The sequence below is a fragment of the Scytonema sp. PCC 10023 genome (assembly GCF_963920835.1).
Taxonomy (GTDB): Bacteria; Cyanobacteriota; Cyanobacteriia; order Cyanobacteriales; family Nostocaceae; genus Kalymmatonema.
Genome location: NZ_CAWUDP010000340.1, coordinates 1 through 737 on the forward strand (window position 1 = coordinate 1; position 737 = coordinate 737).

Below are 737 nucleotides of genomic sequence, written 5' to 3' on the forward strand. Positions count from 1 at the left end.
TTGAGAGGATTTCAGCCAGTTGGCACAAGGTGACAGCTTCTCTAGCCTTACGCCAGGAGAGAAGTTGCAAGGAGGGTTTCCCTCCGGGCAAACTTCGGAACGGTTTCCCGACAGCAGGCAACTGGCGTAAGCGCAAAGCGTGCCGCAGGCATACGCGAAGCGTGCCGTTCGGCGTTCGCGCAGCGTGTGCGAAGCACTCAGCCGTGGCGTTAGCCATAGGCATACCCGGAGGGGGAGGGGATAAAGGGGAGCGTAAGCTCCAGGAGGGTTTCCCGACAGCAGGCGACTGGCGTGTGGGGTGCAGTCAACGTGGGAATTATAACTAATTAGCCGAACATGATATTACTTGAAAAAGAAAAGGAACTTTATAAATCGAAGAATTTGAATTAGTTTCTCAGAGGAAATGAGACTCGCTCTGGCATCTATTTATTAAGCTTGCTAGGCTTGAATGAATTATTTTTAGAAATTTATGATTGATATTGAGGTTGAACAGGTATCTGATGAGGCTGCTTTGATTGAGCTAGATGATGAAATCGAACCAAGTGATTTAGCTTATCTACAGTTTCCTGTGATTGATGGCGCTAACGGATTGGTGATTGGTGGATTTGATGCTTGGGTTGTGGCTGCGATTGCAACTGAGTATCAAGGCAAGGTTTCCTGGGTTGGTGTTTTAAATCCATCGCTGCATAATCCAGATGATTGTCTGATCATCTGGTCGCAGGACGAAAACTTTAAAA

The 737-nt window shown here is 47.4% G+C and carries 2 protein-coding genes; one reads left to right on the forward strand and one right to left on the reverse strand.

Annotation, left to right across the window (positions count from 1 at the left end):
- Positions 1–217: hypothetical protein (locus ACM0OZ_RS49115; RefSeq protein WP_414590205.1), on the reverse strand; the 217-nt coding region annotated here is incomplete at its 3' end.
- 252 nt (positions 218–469) lie between these two features.
- On the opposite strand from ACM0OZ_RS49115, the gene ACM0OZ_RS49120 reads away from it, so the two are divergent.
- A partial coding sequence (locus ACM0OZ_RS49120; protein ID WP_414590206.1) for a CRISPR-associated protein Csx3 occupies positions 470–737 on the forward strand: 268 nt, incomplete at its 3' end.